A 14,206-nucleotide genomic window follows, 5' to 3' on the forward strand; every position below is an offset into this window, starting at 1 on the left:
AATATTGATAATGACGACAAAAGGCAGAGGACCTAGTCTCCTTGGATTCCCTGCCTTTTGCTTTTTAGTTTCATCGTGTTTCCTAACGGCGGGACAATTGCTGTTCCGCCATTTGCACGAGGCGTTTCGTGACTTCACCGTTGACACGCGACGGGGCATCGGCCCCGGGCTGAACACCAAATTCAGAGGCGATTTCGTCCTTCAATTGGTCAATAGCCTGCCGGGCTCCAGAGACCAACAGTCGGTTGCGATTGCTGCTTGACATGATTCAATCACTCCCTCTTTTTGTTCACCTTGCCTTACCAGTATGGGTCGCTTCTATCCTTCCCATCCTGGTAACTTAACCAAATAAAAAAGCCTGTCTAAAGACAGGCTTCGGGCTGTTGACAAACGTCCGCTTTCAGCGTCACTTGCCGGCTGTGAATGCTCATGACCCGAAAAGGTCACTCCGCTTCCCGGCCAGCGGCGTTCCTAGAAAGTCAGGCGTTTTCAACCAGCCTGCTTTCTTATTTTGTCTACAATCTCAAGCCTGTTTAAAAACAGGCTTTTTTATACACCAATTTTATAATCGTATTCTTTTGCTTTATCGGGACGGGAGTTTTCGTAGTCCACCTTTAAAAACGGCTTTTCGGAAAAATCAACTTTCTTAACAAAAGAAAATCCGGTCAGCTTTTCCGCCAGTTCCGGCGCTTCTGCATAGTTGCAATAAAGAACCGCATACTTCATTTTTTTTGAGACGTAATGAATATTCCCGTATTTGCGTAATGATTTGGCTGGCTTTAATGAATGAAGCCATACAATCAATGCCTGCCTTTCTGTTAGCATGTCCATCCCCCGCTTTTTACTTTTTATGCCGAACAGCCACAAGAACCGCCGCTTCCACAGCTTCCACATCCGCTCGAAAATATAGAGCCGGCTCCTGGCACCTTTACCTGCTCTGATACAGACCGGGCAACAAGCAGGCTCACTTCATCGAGCAGCTGCTGAAGTTCCGTTTCCGCTCGTCTAAAGGCTGCGACATGTTCATCCATATCCATTTCTCGTTTGGCTGTACGTGTTTCCATCATAATCCGCTTATAATCCGGATGATATCGCCCAAAACGCTGTACTTCTTCATATTGCTCTTTCAGACGGCTGAAAGCGAAAATTTTATGTTTAACGGATTCTTCCGTATAAAGTTTCTGGTAACATTCACGGTACTGCACGGCTTGCTCTGATTGAAGAATCATATCTCCAAGTGCGTCTGCTGCATCGGCAATGTTAATAAGCTCCATTGTTGTTGCAATCATATGTGCACCTCCATCGGTTTATTCTACCACATATCGTTACTTTCCGGTGAAAATTTGTGTAAAATGCGTTCGGTAGGCACCGGTACCAAATGAAGTAAACGTATCGCTCAACAACAATTCCCGCTCATCCGGTGAATTGAGCCATGCTTCCATCGCGGCGGGTGCGTCCGGATAATTGGCACTAATCATTTCATCCGCTTGATCAAAGAACAAACCTGCTCTTGTTAAACGCTGCTTTAAATCTCCAAATCGAGGTGATTGATGCCCAAAAAAGTCAGCTTCAAACATGTCCTGGCTGTGTGACTTGGCTGCGCTGTTTAATTCAGGCGCCCAAACAAGCGCCGGCACGCCTTCTTTGTCTCTGATGAAATGACTTATATCAGCCAGCTGCGCTTCACTTCCACGCTCAATATGAACCCATGCCGACCTGCCCGGTGAAGGAACTTTCGGCAATACCCCTTCATACACAAGCTCATAAGGCTTCATTTTCAGTAAAACGTCCGATGTCATAAATCGGATACCCGATAAAATGCCAGTCTGCTGATCAATATAAAGCTGGGCGTAAAAATCGCCAATTGGAATAAGCGGCCTGATATTCAGCTCTTCTTCCGACAATTCAAAGCGATAATAGCTGTCATTTGCATGGGCTACGATTTCAGCTTCTGGATACCGGGAACGGAAAATTTCGCTGGCAGAGCGGCCGAGTAAGAAAGGAGACGTATTCATCTCTCCCTTTGCAAAAATCGTGACAACCTGGCTGTTTTGGACTCCCGCAAGCATATAGCTTTCAGGCGTTTTATATACCCACCATGTATAGCCATAGGCAGATGGCTCTCTCCGAACCGGCTCTCCGTATTTTTTGATAAGCACTTCCTGTGACGCACCGACCAGGGTCCCCACGCCTTCTTTCGGCGCCGGTTCTACATCTGCCGGCAGGCGGGGATCAACCTTTCCGCTGTTTACGGGAGGCAGTGCAGGCGGCTCCTCGCCCTTTTCATCTATTGCTTTGTCAGCATAAATGCCAATCAGCATAATAATTAAAAAAATGACCAAAATCTTAAAAACAGCTCGCAGACGATCATCTCCCTATCCAGTCCTTCTCTTTCTTTCATCAGTATATCATTCCCTTTCTATGTTTCAAAAACTTTCCTTGCCTGCATTGCATTTTGTTCACTTTCACTCCTTAACTCCATTGCGTGAAAGCGCATTTTCGACTATGATGAAAAGAAGAAATAAATGGACGATATAGCGGAAAGGGGTATTGTGTATGAAATTTGAGAATACAGGCTTGGAAGGCATGCAAATTGACTTGAACCAGCTGACTCATATCATGGAACAGCACGGGATGGTTCTGGCAGGGCAGTGGGATTATGAACGTGTCACCTATGACCGCAAATTTGAATTAAAAGAAGGTATATACTATTTACGTATCTTTGGTTTTGCCGCAAAAGGAGACGTGGGAGCTGAAGATGCCCTGATCGAGTTAATGGCGCCGCTTCTCGGCAAACACTATTATCCACACGGCGTAGAATATGGGGAAAATGAATATTTTCCAGAGTCTCTTGTTCAAACCTGTGAAAAGCTGCTGACCGATATAAAAGGAGAAATCCTTTATTATGTATAAAAAAAGCTTTCCTCTTTTCAAAGAGGAAAGCTTTTTTAATGACCGCCTAAAATGGCTTTAAACATAGATGTAGTTGGACCGCCTGTGTAAAAAACATACAAAAGCAAGTATACCGCCACACCCGTAATCGCCGTGAAAAACCAAATAACACTTGTGACAGGCCCTATTTTCCGATGAAGGACCCATTTACTTTTCAAGCCGCTTCCAATAGAGACGATGCCAAAAACAGCTCCTGTTGTAGCCAGAAAAATATGAAAAACCAAAAAAATCGTATAATACATTTTAATGTTGTCTGGACCGCCAAATGCCGTATTGCCAATAAACAGCGTCCGGCTTACGTAAATGGTGAAAAACGTAAGAGCAAAAAGCCCTGCTAAAAGCATCGTTTTTTTATGTTTCTCTATTTTTCTCTGTTTGATTTGTGCCCAGCCGATCGCTACGAAAACAGCGCTTAAAACGATAAAAAACGTACTGATCGTCGGCAAAATTGGTAATGACATTTTTCTTCCTCACTTCCATTATGTAAAACAAAAGAAATGGCAGACCATTTCTTTTAATAGATTACATTGTTTTATTGTGCCGGGCAAGTGCGGCCTCTGTTAGTTTGTCCGCCTCTTTTTCTTCTTTTCTCACCCATTCAAAAAAGACCTGGGCCAGAACAACACCAAATACAATTTCCTGTACAACTTTCATGACAATGCCGCCGGTTTTTTGATCTTCAACAACCGCCATGTTAGAAAATAGTTCCGGTCCGCTTAACTGCAAGCTCGATAACGTGGAGGAAGGCACACAAAGCTCCATCGCTTTAAGCCATGCGGTTCCATCAGAGTAAGTGGCATAAAGCGGTGCGGATGCAAAAATAATCAGCGCGCAGGCAGGCGTAAGCAATATGCCATTCGCAAAAATGTAGCCGACTTTTTTTAATCCATCCAGCCCTTTTTCTCCCGGCTGCTCATTCACAAGCGGCCACCACATGCAAACTGCAAAGAAAAACAACATAACCGTATATAAACTGTGAAATACTTCGTTCATCTTAACAAAATCAAAAATGAGCGGAATGTGGTAAAAAGAAAACAAGCCGTTAAATAAAATAAGCGCAAGCAGGGGCCGCGACGAAAATGAAAAAAGCGGTTTTATTATAGGAAGAGTCATAACAGGCCGCCATATCCACCAAGGAATTGCTTTAATAAAAAGAGGCGGCACGACAAGATAAAGCACAGCCATTTGCAGCATATGGTAGGTCATCATAATATGCCCAAGCAGATCAAGCGGCGAGCCTTTGATCATATACAAAATGACCACCGCACTTACAAACAGCAGCGCTTGGCGCTTTGTGAGCGGTTCACTGTTTTGAAAATGCCTGCGCCCTTTCGTTGTCACCCAAAAGAACAGCATGGTTATAACCAACAGCACAGCCAGAAAATAGGGGCTCCAAAGAGCGGAAAAACCAAATATACGGATCGGCATCTTTCCCACCTCATTTGTATTTCACTGCTTCTCTTATTATATCGTTCGCCCACATACTTGACAACGACAGCAAATGACAAGTTCTTGACAGAAAAAGTGCTCCCCGGCAATGTCTGGGAGCACTTTTTTCTCAGAGCCAAATAATCGTTAAAAAAGCAAGAATCGTCACAAATGCTACCACGATGCCTGAGTACATAAATAACTGCGGCGCTTCATGGCCTTTGTGACTCATATGCATAAAATAGTACAGCTGGAAGATGACCTGTACGACCGCTAGAAGCAATACGAATGGAACAACAAACCATTTAGAAAAACCCGCTCCCACTGCAGCAAAAGCAATGACGGTAAAAAAGATCATCATCGTAAATGTAATAACCTGCATTCTCATTTCTTCTGCATTCTTTTTACGGCGATATTCATACGTAACTTTAGGATCTCCTGACTTTGGGTGTAAATTCGCCATTCGCTATCCCACCATTCCCATTAAGTATACAACCGTAAAGATAAACACCCATACTACATCGATAAAATGCCAGTAAAGACTTGCTAAATAAAATTTAGGTGCATTGTACAGATTAAGACCGCGTTTTGCATTTCGGACCATCAACGCAATAATCCAGGAAAGACCGAAGACGACGTGTCCTCCGTGAAAACCAACAAGCGTATAAAAAGCAGATCCAAATGCGCTGCTTGTAAATTTGTGTTCGAACTCATGATAGTAATGATAAAACTCATAAATTTCACATGCAAGAAAGCCCAAGCCAAGCACAACGGTTATAAACAGCCATTGCTGCATTTTTTTAAAGCTATAGTTTTTCATATGATAGATCGCAAAAACCGATGTTAAAGAGCTGGTTAAAAGCAGCATTGTCATTAAAAAAACGAGCGGCAATTCAAACAGGTCACTTGCTTTGGCATGCGTATCGCTTGGTACACTATCTTTCAGGGCTAAATACGTTGCAAATAACGAAGCAAATAAAACAGTCTCTCCTCCCAGGAAAAACCAGAAGCCAAGAAATTTATTTTTCCCTTCAAGCGTTGCCTGTTCAGGCGATTCGGGCCACGTCTGCGGAGTGAATTTTTGTTCAGCTGCCATTACCGTGTTCCTCCTTCTGCCTCATCCAGCAAGTCTTCTTTATGAATATGGTAGCCATGATCATCTTTAACGGAGCGGTACAGCATCGCGCCAAATGTGATCAGCATACCGATAATCAGCACAGGAATGGCCCAGTCCTTACCTTCATCAGCATGATACATGGCGCCAAATGCAGCGATAAACAGCCCAAGGGAAATTACAAACGGCACAAACGAATTGTTTGGCATGTGAATGTCACCAATTGGTTCAGCTGGTGTCATATCCGTTTTTCCTTCCATCTTTTCGATCCAAAAAGCATCCAGTCCGCGAACGAGCGGAAGCTGCTTGAAATTATAGAAAGGAGTCGGAGATGGAATCGCCCATTCAAGTGTACGGCCATCTTTCCATGGGTCCCTGCCTACCTGTATATTGTTTTTCTGCGTAATGACGATATTCACAAGCAGGACGAGAATGCCAAGAGCCATCAAACCAGCACCAATCGAACTGATTAAGTTCCCTGTCTCAAGTCCCTGCCCTTCAAGGAATGTCCATACACGGCGCGGCATTCCCATCAATCCAAGAAAATGCTGAATAAAGAAGGTTAAATGGAAGCCGACTAAAAACAGCACAAACGTAATCTTGCCCAGCTTTTCGCTAAGCATCGTGCCAAACATAAGCGGCCAATAAAAGTGGGCGCCTCCAAGCAGTCCGAGAACGATTCCCCCTACGATTACATAGTGGAAATGCGCAACAATAAAGTAGCTGTCATGGAACTGGTAGTCAGCTGGCGCAGCAGCCTGCATCACTCCTGTTACGCCGCCCATTACGAAAGAAGGAATAAACGCAACTGCGTACAGCATTGGCACAGTGAATTTAATGCTTCCTCCCCAAATCGTTAAAATCCAGTTGAAAATCTTAATGCCCGTCGGAACGGCAATAGCCATTGTAGCAACGGCGAAAATCGCATTGGCAACAGGACCAAGCCCGGTTGTAAACATGTGGTGTGCCCATACCATAAATCCAAGGAAGCCGATCAGCACCGTAGCAAATACCATGGATGAGTAGCCAAATAAGCGCTTTCTCGCAAAAGTCGGGAATATTTCCGAGAAAAGGCCAAACGCCGGCAGGACAAGAATGTATACTTCCGGGTGGCCGAAAATCCAGAAAAAGTGCTCCCAGATAATAGTGTTCCCGCCCATTGCTACATCAAAAAATCCTGAGCCAAACATCCGGTCAAAAATGAGCATAAACAATCCAACGGTAAGCGGAGGAAACGCAAACAAAATCAGAGCGGACGCTACAAATGTTGTCCAAGTAAAAAGAGGCATTCTCATATACGTCATTCCCGGTGCACGCATGTTGATAATTGTTACTAAAAAGTTAATGCCGCCCATCAGTGTGCCAAAGCCGGAAATTTGAAGCCCAAGAGCATAAAAGTCAATGCCATGCCCTTCGGAAGCAAGTGAAAGTGAGGCGTAGGACGTCCAGCCTGCGTCAGGAGCTCCGCCCAGGAACCAAGAAAGATTTAAAAACAGTCCGCCGAAAAAAAACAGCCAAAAACCAAGTGCATTTACAAAAGGAAAAGCCACATCGCGTGCGCCGATTTGAAGCGGCATCACAGCGTTCATAAAAGCGAATAAAAGCGGCATAGCAGCCAGGAAAATCATGGTAGTACCGTGCATGGTAATAATTTCGTTAAACAAACCGGCACTGACAAAGTCATTATTCGGCACAGCCAGCTGAATGCGGATCATCATCGCTTCAATACCGCCGACAATAAAGAAAAAGCCGCCGGCAAGCAAATACAAAATAGCGATTTTCTTGTGGTCCACTGTCGTTAAGTATTCCCAAACTGTGCTGGTAAATCCCCGTTTTTGTGTATGTGCAATGCTACTCAACGGTTTTACCTCCTTTACCCTGATTCTATATATTTATTCTACTTTAAGGCTCATCAAGTACGCAGCAAGCTGATCTGTTTCCTGATCAGACAATTCTCCATACGTGCCTGTCATTTTATTGCCTGGCTTGTACTCTTCCGGATTTGAAATCCAATTCTTCAATTCTTCTTCGTTATGCTCAAGAATACCTGCTATTCTTTCACGCTCTCCAAAGCCTGCAAGGTTTGGCGCGGTACGGGCTGCTTCGGGACGTGCATCAGCCGTTGTAACAGCATGGCAGCTCAAACACTTTTGATTGAATATTTCCTGCCCTGCAGCTGCAGCTGGATCCTCTGGTTTTGCTTCTGCTGCTTTCGCGTCGATTGCCTGCATCGCTGTTACCCACTGGTCAAATTCCCGTTTTGGAAGCGCATGCACTTTAAAGTCCATTAAAGCATGGGAAGGACCGCAAAGCTCTGCACATTTCCCATAAAATAGATTGTCTGCTTCTTCTGCTTTTTCACCATCAAACTCAAGCCAGATTTGATTGACGTTCTCTACATTTGTGTCTATTTTCCCGCCGGCCGCCGGAATCCAAAAAGAGTGTTTTACATCGGATGCTTTTACGTTAAAGTACACCTTCTGGTCTGTCGGAACAACGAGCTCCTGGCTTGTAATAATTTTTTGGTTTGGATATTCAAATTCCCACCAATACAAATTGGCCCGTACGTTTACAACCATGGCATCTGTTGTACCGTCTTCCTTTTTCTTATCCATTGCTTTTGTGTCAGCTAAATCAAATGTAGCCAAAACTGTTGGAATTGCTAAAATAATCAGTAAAATGATCGGAATAATCGTCCATATCATTTCAAGTACATGGCTTCCTTCCACTTGCTTTGGAATAGCCGGGTCATCTTTTTTGCGGCGGAACTTCAAAACCGCAATGGCAAATAAAACAGAGACAACGATGACCACGCCGACCATGATCCATGTGCTGAGCAACATGAGATCATAGGCGGTTTGGCCTGCTTCACCAGCAGGAGTCAACGTTGAAAGAAATGGTTCGCCGCAGCCGGACAGAAAGAGCGCCGTCAGGCTGGTAAACGTAAAAAGACGCCAGTTTGTCAGCTTCCTTTTCATAGCGTATTACAACCCCTCTTTCGTTTGAAATGTTTACTAAAACAGTGCATATATATGGATTTCTCAAAAGAAGAATTCCCCTGTTTAAATAACGGTAACGATAACCATTGCAACGAAAATAATGGTTAAATACTGCAATGAATAAATAAACATATATCTGGCCCATTTCAAATCATCTTTTGCTTTAAAGCCTGTTGCTGCCAGGGCAACCCAGCCCACGTTTAGCAAGGCAGCCAGAACGATAAACGCCGTGCCAAGTTCTGTCATGAAAAACGGCAGCGGCAAAAGAAGCAGCGTCCAAACAAACATATGACGCTTTGTAACGGCAAATCCTTTTACAGTGGGAAGCATCGGAATTCCTGCTCTTCCATATTCATCAGCACGCTTCATTGCCAATGCGTAAAAGTGCGGCGGCTGCCAGATAAACATAATTAAAAACAGCATCCAAGCCAGCATATCCAGTGTTGGGTCCACAGCAGCCCAACCGATAAGAGGAGGCACAGCACCTGAGATGCTGCCAACGATTGTATTGCTTACATGACGGCGTTTTGACCACATTGTGTAAATCACTACGTAGCTGATGATCCCAATGACTCCGATCACCCCTGCTGTAAAGGTGGTCATAAATAAAAATGCTGATCCGACAATGACAAGCGCAAGTCCTATGGTTAGTACTTTTGGATAGCTGATTTTCCCGGTAACTGTCGGCCTTGTTTTTGTACGCTCCATTAAAGGATCGATGTCCCGGTCAATATAGTTGTTCAAACTTGCTGAGCCCGCGATGATAAGGGCGGAACCAATGAGTGTTAAAGCAATGGTATCAAGGTTGGCTAAAAACCGGATATCGTTTAAAATAAAAGCCAGCCACATACCCGTAAAAACAGTTATTAAATTGGAGTTAACGATGCCGATCTTAATCAAGGCCATAAAATCTTTTACAGCCGTTGTTTCCGGCACACTTGTTTTATCTAATGTTGTACTGCGCAACACTATTCCCCCCCTTTCTTTAAACACACTATCTTAATCTTACTATAAAGGATATAGCTGCGCTTTTCTACACAATTTAAAAACATTTCAAGCGAATAGACGCTCTCTTCCATATTAAATCATATTCACCGTTTTTATGTGAACGGCTGATGAACGATTTATGTCGAATTTGTGTCTCGTAAAAACGATTGTTTCCAGTGATTCTTTTTTGTAAGATAATAGAATAAATATGGGAATCAACAAAAATGAAATGGCTTTCTTTCCCGTGTATAAAAGGCTAGAGATAGATAGAGAGAAGAAGGTGAGCATGTTGAATGGCTGGCTTAAATGGCTTGGAGTTGTGACCACATTGGTTATGCTTGCAGTTTTAATTGGCGGTGCACTTGTGACAAAAACAGATTCCGGACTTGGCTGTGGTAACGACTGGCCGCTTTGCCATGGACAGGTTATTCCCGAAAACATTCAGGCAGAAACCATTATTGAGCTTTCCCATCGTGCTGTTTCTGGTGCAGCCGGACTTCTTGTTTTAGCGCTGTCTGTTTTTTCCTGGCGCTGTATCGGCCATAAGCGAGAAACAAAATTCCTCTCTGCTCTGGCTTTTTTGTTTTTGCTTGTCCAGGCATTAATTGGAGCGGCGGCTGTTTTGTGGGGGCAAAACGACTTTGTGCTCGCTCTTCATTTTGGCATCTCTCTTATTTCGTTTTCCGCCGTTTTATTGCTGACCCTTCTTATTTTTGAAGTGGATCAGCGATTTGATGCTTCCTCCATCGTGATTGACAGCCGAATGAAGTGGCATACTGTCGGCGTTACCCTGTACAGCTATATCGTTGTATATACGGGGGCGCTCGTCCGCCATACAAAATCCAGCATGGTATGCGGGGCCTGGCCGCTGTGCGGAAATGATGAAATACTGCCTTCAAACTTGTACCAGTGGATTCAAATGAGTCATCGGGCGGCAGCCGGTTTGATTTTCATCTGGATTGCTTGTATCGCTTACCTTGCCCTTAAATACTATAAGCACCAGCGTGTTTTGTATTACGGATGGCTGATTGCCTTCATTCTTGTTTCACTGCAGGCAATTGCAGGCGCGTTTATTATTTGGACCCGCTTAAATCTGTATATCGCTCTCGCCCACGCTTTATTTGTATCCTGCTTGTTTGGACTATTGTGTTACTTTATTCTGCTCGTTTCCCGAAGCAGGATCAATGCTTAACAAAAAAGCACCGCCTCTTTTGAGGCCGGTGCTTTTTGTTTTCTATTTTATTTTTCAAGTTCTACCAGGAGATCGCCTGTAGAAATGGCTTCACCGTTTTGTACATGGACAGCTTTAACAGTTCCATCAAATGGTGCCTGTACCGTTGTCTCCATTTTCATTGCTTCGGTAATCATGAGATGATCCCCGCGCTTCACTTTATCGCCTTTTTCAAGGATGACTTTAATGACTGTACCCGGCATTGTGGCCGCAATATGACCCTCATTTTTCGGATCAGCTTTCACTTTCGCATTGACAGCTGATTTAATGCTTTCGTCTTTAATGACTACATCACGCGGCTGGCCATTCAGCTCAAAAGTTAAAATGCGTGTTCCATCCGCCTGCGGGTGGCCGATCGAAACAAGTTTCACAATCAGTGTTTTTCCTGTTTCAATCTCGATTTCTTTTTCTTCACCGAGACGCATGCCGTACAGGAACGTCGGTGTATCGAGAACCGAAATATCGCCATACTGTGCTTTTACTTTTGCATAATCCGTAAACACTTTTGGATACAGGGCATACGCAATCACATCATGATCCGTTGGTTCTTCCCCGATTTCCTGCTCCAGCTCTTTGCGAAGGGCACCGAAATCAACGTCTTCCAAAAGTTCACCCGGACGTACGGTGATCGGTGATTTTCCTTTTAGGATCACTTTCTGCAGCTGCTCTGGGAAGCCGCCAACCGGCTGGCCAAGATAGCCTTCAAACAGTTCAATCACAGAGTCAGGGAAGTCGATTTTGTCGCCGCGAAGCAGCACTTCTTCTTCCGTCAGGTCATTCTGAACCATAAAGAGGGCCATATCCCCAACTACTTTAGAAGACGGCGTTACTTTGACAATATCACCGAACATCAGGTTCACGCGGCGGTACATGTCTTTGACTTCATCCCAGCGGTCGCCAAGGCCGACACCTTTTGCCTGCTGCTGAAGGTTTGAATACTGGCCGCCCGGCATTTCATGCTCGTAAATTTCTGTATGCGGCGCAAGCATGCCGCTTTCAAACGGCGCATAGAACTTGCGGACATCTTCCCAGTAGTAAGAGACTTTTTCAAGCGCATCGATGCGGACAGACGGAGCGCGGTCTGTTCCTTCAAGCGCGTAGTGAAGCGTATTGGCGCTTGGCTGTGATGTAAGCCCCGCCATTGTGCTGAGAGCCGTATCAACGATATCCACACCTGCTTCAATCGCTTTCGTGTACATCAGCACACCGTTGCCACTCGTGTCGTGCGTATGCAGGTGAACCGGAATATCAACCGCTTCTTTCAATTCAGAAATCAGGCGGTAGGCAGCCTGCGGCTTCAAAAGCCCGGCCATATCTTTAATGCCGAGAATATGGGCACCCTGTGCTTCCAGCTCTTTCGCCATGTTTCTGTAGTATTCTACATTGTATTTCGCACGGGATGGATCATCGATGTCCCCTGTATAACAAATCGTCGCTTCAGCAATTTTACCGGACTGGCGGACTGCATCGATGGCAATCTCCATGCCTTTCACCCAGTTTAAGCTGTCGAAAATACGGAATACGTCAATGCCGGACTCGGCAGACTGCTGGACAAACTCTTTAATGACGTTATCCGGATAGTTTTTGTAGCCAACCGCATTCGATGCGCGAAGCAGCATCTGGAATAGAATGTTCGGTACCTGCTTGCGAAGCGTTTCAAGACGCTTCCAAGGATCTTCTTTCAAGAAGCGGTATGCCACATCAAACGTCGCTCCTCCCCACATTTCCATTGAGAACAATTCTGGAAGAAGGCGGGCCGTTGCCGGTGCGATATGAGTCAGATCTGTTGTGCGGACACGTGTTGCAAGCAGTGACTGATGGGCATCACGCATTGTCGTATCCGTTAACAGTACTTCTTTTTGTTCTTTTACCCAGTTTACAAGACCGTCTGCTCCCTGCTCGTCCAGGATCTGCTTCGTTCCGTATGCCGGTTTTTCGGACAGTTTGACTTTCGGGATGCGCGGCGTGTCAAAGACTGGCTTTTTCTTCTGTTCCACACCCGGGAATCCATTCACTGTGACGGTGCCGATATAATTGAGCATTTTTGTTCCGCGGTCTTTTCTTTTCGGGAAAACAAACAGCTCAGGTGATTTGTCAATAAAAGACGTATCATAGTTGCCTGAGATAAAATCCTCATGGCGCATCACGTTTTCCAAAAACGGAATGTTTGTTTTAATTCCGCGAATCCGGAATTCCTGCAGGTTCCGCAGCATTTTAGATGCGGCCTGTTCAAAAGTCATCGCAAACGTCGATACTTTTACAAGCAGTGAATCATAATATGGCGTGATGACCGCACCCTGGAAGCTGTTACCGGCATCCAGGCGGACACCGTAGCCGCCGCCGGAACGGTAAGCCATGATCCGGCCTGTATCCGGCATAAAGCCGTTTTCAGGGTCTTCTGTTGTAACGCGTGACTGAATGGCATATCCCATAGTGCGGATGTCTTTCTGCTCAGGAATGCCGACCTTGTCGCTGTGCAGTCCGTGGCCTTCTGCCACAAGGATCTGCGTCTGCACGATATCGATTCCTGTAATCAGCTCCGTAATCGTATGTTCAACCTGAACGCGCGGATTGACTTCAATAAAGTAAAAGTCTTCACCCGCGGTTAAGAACTCCACGGTTCCCGCGTTCAAGTAGTCCACATTTTTCATCAGCTTCACAGCTGCTTCACAAATACGGTCACGTAGATCTTCTGAAATCGAAACGGCTGGTGCTACCTCTACTACTTTTTGGTGGCGGCGCTGAACCGAACAGTCGCGCTCATACAAATGAACGACATTTCCTTCATGGTCGCCGATAATCTGCACTTCAATGTGCTTTGGATTTTGAACAAATTTTTCTACATACACTTCGTCATTACCAAAAGCTGCTTTGGCTTCAGACTTCGCACGGTCGTATGCTTCACGCACTTCTCCGAGGTTTTGAACAATCCGCATGCCGCGGCCGCCGCCGCCAAGAGCCGCTTTGATGATAATAGGGAAGCCGTGATTTTTCCCGAATTCAATGACTTCATCTAGGCTGCTAACCGGTCCATCAGTACCTGGAATAACCGGGATCTCTGCTTTGATCGCCTGTGTCCGTGCTTTTACTTTATCGCCAAACATATCAAGGTGAGCGGATTTCGGTCCAATAAAGATAATGCCTTCCTCTTCACAACGTTTCGCAAATTCGATATTTTCAGATAAAAATCCGTAGCCGGGATGAATGGCATCAACCTCTGCCTGCTTGGCAATTTCAATAATCCCCTCGATATCCAGATAAGCATCAATTGGTTTTTTTCCTTCTCCTACCAGGTATGCTTCGTCGGCTTTATAGCGATGATATGAACCTGAATCTTCCTTCGAGTAAACAGCTACTGTCCGGATATGTAGTTCTGTGCAGGCGCGGAATACGCGGATGGCAATTTCTCCCCTGTTTGCCACCAGCACTTTGCTGATTTTTTTCATCTTCATCTCTCCCCTGATCTGTTGATAAAATTATATATAAAAAGGTTCA

At 45.0% G+C, this 14,206-nt stretch carries 14 protein-coding genes; 2 read left to right on the forward strand and 12 right to left on the reverse strand.

All coding sequences use genetic code 11. The annotated features are described in order from the left end of the window. Positions 1-82 precede the first annotated feature (82 nt). The 4 genes from L2D08_RS02435 to L2D08_RS02450 all read right to left on the reverse strand — a co-directional run bounded on the left by L2D08_RS02435 (position 83) and on the right by L2D08_RS02450 (position 2,342). Positions 83-265 carry an alpha/beta-type small acid-soluble spore protein gene (locus L2D08_RS02435; RefSeq protein WP_242232144.1) on the reverse strand — a complete coding sequence of 61 codons (183 nt, stop codon included), beginning with the start codon at positions 263-265 and terminating at the stop codon, positions 83-85. A 284-nt stretch (positions 266-549) separates the two neighbouring features. Then, on the reverse strand, positions 550-825 hold the full coding sequence (locus L2D08_RS02440) for a YlbG family protein (protein ID WP_050181693.1): 276 nt from the start codon (positions 823-825) through the stop codon (positions 550-552). Between the two features lie 23 nt (positions 826-848). Next, the gene (locus tag L2D08_RS02445) at positions 849-1,289 is read right to left on the reverse strand and encodes a YlbF/YmcA family competence regulator (protein WP_242232145.1); all 441 of its coding nucleotides are present in this window, start codon (positions 1,287-1,289) and stop codon (positions 849-851) included. 36 nt (positions 1,290-1,325) lie between these two features. Next, positions 1,326-2,342, reverse strand: a complete 1,017-nt coding sequence (locus tag L2D08_RS02450; RefSeq protein WP_242232146.1) for a CAP domain-containing protein — start codon at positions 2,340-2,342, stop codon at positions 1,326-1,328. A 214-nt stretch (positions 2,343-2,556) separates the two neighbouring features. On the opposite strand from L2D08_RS02450, the gene L2D08_RS02455 reads away from it, so the two are divergent. Continuing rightward, positions 2,557-2,913, forward strand: a complete 357-nt coding sequence (locus L2D08_RS02455) for a YugN family protein (protein ID WP_242232147.1) — start codon at positions 2,557-2,559, stop codon at positions 2,911-2,913. Between the two features lie 35 nt (positions 2,914-2,948). Here L2D08_RS02455 and L2D08_RS02460 read toward each other — a convergent pair whose 3' ends face one another. The 7 genes from L2D08_RS02460 to cyoE form a co-directional block, all read right to left on the reverse strand. Further along, the gene (locus L2D08_RS02460; protein ID WP_242232148.1) at positions 2,949-3,413 is read right to left on the reverse strand and encodes a DUF420 domain-containing protein; all 465 of its coding nucleotides are present in this window, start codon (positions 3,411-3,413) and stop codon (positions 2,949-2,951) included. Between the two features lie 61 nt (positions 3,414-3,474). Beyond that, positions 3,475-4,380 carry a cytochrome c oxidase assembly factor CtaG gene (gene ctaG, locus L2D08_RS02465; protein WP_242232149.1) on the reverse strand — a complete coding sequence of 302 codons (906 nt, stop codon included), beginning with the start codon at positions 4,378-4,380 and terminating at the stop codon, positions 3,475-3,477. A gap of 130 nt (positions 4,381-4,510) precedes the next feature. Continuing rightward, on the reverse strand, positions 4,511-4,843 hold the full coding sequence (ctaF, locus tag L2D08_RS02470) for a cytochrome c oxidase subunit IVB (protein ID WP_242232150.1): 333 nt from the start codon (positions 4,841-4,843) through the stop codon (positions 4,511-4,513). A 3-nt stretch (positions 4,844-4,846) separates the two neighbouring features. After that, the gene (locus L2D08_RS02475) at positions 4,847-5,476 is read right to left on the reverse strand and encodes a cytochrome (ubi)quinol oxidase subunit III (RefSeq protein WP_242232151.1); all 630 of its coding nucleotides are present in this window, start codon (positions 5,474-5,476) and stop codon (positions 4,847-4,849) included. Then, entirely contained in the window at positions 5,476-7,353 is a 1,878-nt protein-coding gene (locus tag L2D08_RS02480) for a cbb3-type cytochrome c oxidase subunit I (RefSeq protein WP_242232152.1), read from the reverse strand. Before L2D08_RS02480 ends, L2D08_RS02475 begins: the two co-directional genes overlap by 1 nt. A 33-nt stretch (positions 7,354-7,386) precedes the next feature. Beyond that, positions 7,387-8,472: a cytochrome c oxidase subunit II gene (gene coxB, locus L2D08_RS02485; RefSeq protein ID WP_242232153.1), complete on the reverse strand. Its 1,086-nt coding sequence runs from the start codon at positions 8,470-8,472 to the stop codon at positions 7,387-7,389. A gap of 84 nt (positions 8,473-8,556) precedes the next feature. After that, the gene (cyoE, locus tag L2D08_RS02490) at positions 8,557-9,399 is read right to left on the reverse strand and encodes a heme o synthase (RefSeq protein ID WP_304653921.1); all 843 of its coding nucleotides are present in this window, start codon (positions 9,397-9,399) and stop codon (positions 8,557-8,559) included. A 367-nt stretch (positions 9,400-9,766) separates the two neighbouring features. On the opposite strand from cyoE, the gene L2D08_RS02495 reads away from it, so the two are divergent. Then, positions 9,767-10,672, forward strand: a complete 906-nt coding sequence (locus L2D08_RS02495) for a COX15/CtaA family protein (protein ID WP_375337555.1) — start codon at positions 9,767-9,769, stop codon at positions 10,670-10,672. 47 nt (positions 10,673-10,719) lie between these two features. Here L2D08_RS02495 and pyc read toward each other — a convergent pair whose 3' ends face one another. Further along, positions 10,720-14,157, reverse strand: a complete 3,438-nt coding sequence (gene pyc, locus L2D08_RS02500; protein WP_242232154.1) for a pyruvate carboxylase — start codon at positions 14,155-14,157, stop codon at positions 10,720-10,722. Positions 14,158-14,206: the final 49 nt, after the last annotated feature.

It is taken from the genome of Domibacillus sp. PGB-M46 (genome assembly GCF_022668875.1).
Classification (GTDB): Bacteria; Bacillota; Bacilli; order Bacillales; family Domibacillaceae; genus Domibacillus.

What these genes read in the sequence shown, in the direction of transcription:
- ctaG (WP_242232149.1), bottom strand. Translation starts at nt 4,380, where the DNA reads ATGCCGATCCGTATATTTGGTTTTTCCGCTCTTTGGAGCCCCTATTTT.
- L2D08_RS02495 (WP_375337555.1), top strand. Translation starts at nt 9,767, where the DNA reads ATGTTGAATGGCTGGCTTAAATGGCTTGGAGTTGTGACCACATTGGTT.
- L2D08_RS02475 (WP_242232151.1), bottom strand. Translation starts at nt 5,476, where the DNA reads ATGGCAGCTGAACAAAAATTCACTCCGCAGACGTGGCCCGAATCGCCT.
- L2D08_RS02460 (WP_242232148.1), bottom strand. Translation starts at nt 3,413, where the DNA reads ATGTCATTACCAATTTTGCCGACGATCAGTACGTTTTTTATCGTTTTA.
- ctaF (WP_242232150.1), bottom strand. Translation starts at nt 4,843, where the DNA reads ATGGCGAATTTACACCCAAAGTCAGGAGATCCTAAAGTTACGTATGAA.
- cyoE (WP_304653921.1), bottom strand. Translation starts at nt 9,399, where the DNA reads ATGGCCTTGATTAAGATCGGCATCGTTAACTCCAATTTAATAACTGTT.
- L2D08_RS02435 (WP_242232144.1), bottom strand. Translation starts at nt 265, where the DNA reads ATGTCAAGCAGCAATCGCAACCGACTGTTGGTCTCTGGAGCCCGGCAG.
- coxB (WP_242232153.1), bottom strand. Translation starts at nt 8,472, where the DNA reads ATGAAAAGGAAGCTGACAAACTGGCGTCTTTTTACGTTTACCAGCCTG.
- pyc (WP_242232154.1), bottom strand. Translation starts at nt 14,157, where the DNA reads ATGAAAAAAATCAGCAAAGTGCTGGTGGCAAACAGGGGAGAAATTGCC.
- L2D08_RS02445 (WP_242232145.1), bottom strand. Translation starts at nt 1,289, where the DNA reads ATGATTGCAACAACAATGGAGCTTATTAACATTGCCGATGCAGCAGAC.
- L2D08_RS02440 (WP_050181693.1), bottom strand. Translation starts at nt 825, where the DNA reads ATGCTAACAGAAAGGCAGGCATTGATTGTATGGCTTCATTCATTAAAG.
- L2D08_RS02455 (WP_242232147.1), top strand. Translation starts at nt 2,557, where the DNA reads ATGAAATTTGAGAATACAGGCTTGGAAGGCATGCAAATTGACTTGAAC.